The sequence below is a fragment of the Aeromonas piscicola genome (assembly GCF_000820005.1).
GTDB classification, from domain to species: domain Bacteria; phylum Pseudomonadota; class Gammaproteobacteria; order Enterobacterales; family Aeromonadaceae; genus Aeromonas; species Aeromonas piscicola.
Genome location: NZ_CDBL01000054.1, coordinates 1 through 2,542, shown reverse-complemented (window position 1 = coordinate 2,542; position 2,542 = coordinate 1). Strand labels below are relative to the sequence as shown.

General features: G+C 59.2%; 3 protein-coding genes. 2 read left to right on the top strand and 1 reads right to left on the bottom strand.

The window, feature by feature from the left end; translation table 11 throughout:
* Positions 1-18: 18 nt before the first annotated feature.
* Positions 19-369, bottom strand: coding sequence for a phasin family protein (locus tag BN1128_RS13360; RefSeq protein WP_042869558.1), 351 nt, complete (start codon positions 367-369; stop codon positions 19-21).
* Between the two features lie 318 nt (positions 370-687).
* Here BN1128_RS13360 and BN1128_RS13355 point away from each other — a divergent pair, with 318 nt between their 5' ends.
* The gene (locus BN1128_RS13355) at positions 688-1,251 is read left to right on the top strand and encodes a VC2662 family protein (RefSeq protein ID WP_042869556.1); all 564 of its coding nucleotides are present in this window, start codon (positions 688-690) and stop codon (positions 1,249-1,251) included.
* A 78-nt stretch (positions 1,252-1,329) separates the two neighbouring features.
* The gene (locus tag BN1128_RS13350; RefSeq protein ID WP_042869553.1) at positions 1,330-2,085 is read left to right on the top strand and encodes a DUF429 domain-containing protein; all 756 of its coding nucleotides are present in this window, start codon (positions 1,330-1,332) and stop codon (positions 2,083-2,085) included.
* Positions 2,086-2,542: the final 457 nt, after the last annotated feature.

Below are 2,542 nucleotides of genomic sequence, written 5' to 3'. Positions count from 1 at the left end.
CGGGCAGCCAGGGGGATATCAGGCCTTGCCCGTGCTCTTTTTGATGCCGTCGGCCGCCAGGGTATCCAGCTCTTCCTTGAACTGCAGACCCAGCGCATTGAGCTTCTGGATGTCATCCAGCATCTGGCGGGAGAGCTGGCTGGCAGTCTCCAGCTGCACTGTGCCAAGGGCCGCCAGGCTCTGGGTATCCTGCACCTTGCCGGCGGCCTGCAACTGGCTCAATCCCAGTTCGGCATAGGCATTGGCGGAAGCAAGCTGCAACCGGGTCAGCTGTTCGATGTTGCTGGCCAGCAGCTGGTTATAACGGGTGAGGGGGGCAGCAAAGCCTTGCATCTGCTCGGTAAAGGTCTTGATTACGTCCATATTCATCGCGTGTCTCCGTGGTTGGCAGAAGGGTATTGCAAAAGGCCGATGGGCCCATTCTTCGGTTACATCCGTTCGACTACATCCTTAAGTCGTGACGTGTCGCTTGTTCTGTTCAAACGCACGTTTAAGCATTGTGTTACCAAATGAGGCTTGATGTAAATAATATAAATGTTAATTTTTGCTCATAATTTGATTCTGGTCTGTCCAGTTTGTGCGAATGAATCCTGACGTGGGATGACGCAGCAGTGCCTGCCTGGCCTCGTGCCTGTGCGTGAGGGCTGCTAGGCTGGCCTTCCTCCCTGATTGTTAAGGAAAGCCCCGATGAAACCTGCCCACCTGCTGCTTGCCTGTGGCTCCCTTGCCCTGGGTGGTGTCGCCCATGCCAGCACCCCAATCCAGGTCTCGCTGCCTAGCGTCAATCTGCCCGCCGCCCATCAGGTTGAAGGCGCCAGAGCCTCCTTTCTCTATGGCCGCACCGGTCAGGTGAAGGGATTAGATCTGCCCATCTTGGCCCTCTCCGACGTGGATCAGTTCAGCGGCCTGCAGCTTGGCGTCTTCCTCGGCGCCGGACGGGTGCGCCACCAGTTCAATGGGGTGGCCATCAACGCCGTCAACTGGCACGAGGGGCAGGACAAGGGGGTGAACCTTGGCTTCGTCAACCTGACCAACAATGTGCAGGGCCTGAACTGGGGCGCCGTCAACATCGCCAAGGGCAACGCCCTGGCCAACGTGGGCTTCGTCAACTATGCCGAGCGCACTACCTTCCAGCTGGGTTTCATCAACGCCACCAAGCATCTGGACGGGCTGCAGATAGGCCTTGCCAACTACGCCGAGAACGGCATTTTCCCCATACTGCCGCTGATCAATTTCAAGAAATCCTTCTAAGGCGCGCTCCCGGCCTTGCTTTAGGGGCCGCAGCCATTACCCTGTGCTCCATTGATAGCGCGCAGAGGTGACACGGGCATGACAATGGAACACATGGACGCCATCGGTATCGGCTGGGATGTGAGAGGCTGGCAGGGCAATGCCCAGGCGGTGGCCGTGGTGGGTTGGCAGGCGCGCGAGCAGCGCCTGCACTGGTTTGGGGTGTCGCCCCTGTTCCGGTTGAGCTCGCGGGTGGCACCGGATCTGGATGCCTTGTTACGTCCGGCGTTGCAAGATGAGATGAACCTGATGCAGGTGCTGGCTTGCCCGCAGCTGGCGCTGGGCATCGATGCGCCGCTCGCGTTTCCACGCGCCTTGGGCGATCTGCTTGCGGGGAGGGCAACCGAGTGCGCCGTGCCCCAGCGCGAAATTGACAACCCTTATGCCTATCGCGACTGCGAGCGCTGGCTGCACCAGCAATATGGCAAGAAGCCCCTTTCCGCGACCTTCGACCGGCTCGGCAACAACGCCACCCTGGCGCTCGCTATGCTGCCCCGGTTGGCGGACTTGCAACTGGTACCCAGGCAGCAACCAGAGGCCGATCGCGCCGTGCTGGAGGTCTATCCCGCCCTGGCCAAGGTGGGTGGCAAGGCGTCAGCGGTCAGGGCCGAGCTGCAACCCCATCTGCCGGCAGAGTTGGCGACGGGCACCGATCGCTACGATGCCGCCATCTGCGCCCTGATGGCGCTGCAATACGCCGCCAAGGGGGCTGTGACCCTGTTGCCAACCCTGATACAGCCACCCGCCGACATGGCACTGGATGAGGGCTGGGTCTATCACTTTGCGCGCCCTTGAGCAGAAGGCGGATCTGATGCTTCCAGCGGATCTTGCCCTCTTTCCGCTCTGCTCCCGCCGCGCCTTGCTGGCGGGCGCTGATATCGACTGATTGTCCACCGGGATCCCATTTTCTTCCCTTTCAGCACTGGCCTCGTCATGCGCTGTTTTATTACACTCATATGCCATCAAGCAAGAAGCTGCAACCACCTAATGAAGCATGAGCCGTGACCTCTCATCTGATCAACATCTGGCAAGGCAGGAGAACGGGGGCGACTGTGGCTAAAGAGGCGGGTCTGGCAAATGGACCTTACATCGGCAGTTTTTAAGACCAAATACGGGTTTGTGCTGCACAAAAGTGGAAGTTCAATATCTTCATCCGATATATTGCGCCTTTCCCCTGACTCTTCTCTGCGGTGATGTCGATGAAACGCATTCTCTCTATCCAGTCCCACGTGGTGTTTGGCTGTGCCGGTAA

What these genes read in the sequence shown, in the direction of transcription:
- BN1128_RS13350 (WP_042869553.1), top strand. Translation starts at nt 1,330, where the DNA reads ATGACAATGGAACACATGGACGCCATCGGTATCGGCTGGGATGTGAGA.
- BN1128_RS13360 (WP_042869558.1), bottom strand. Translation starts at nt 369, where the DNA reads ATGAATATGGACGTAATCAAGACCTTTACCGAGCAGATGCAAGGCTTT.
- BN1128_RS13355 (WP_042869556.1), top strand. Translation starts at nt 688, where the DNA reads ATGAAACCTGCCCACCTGCTGCTTGCCTGTGGCTCCCTTGCCCTGGGT.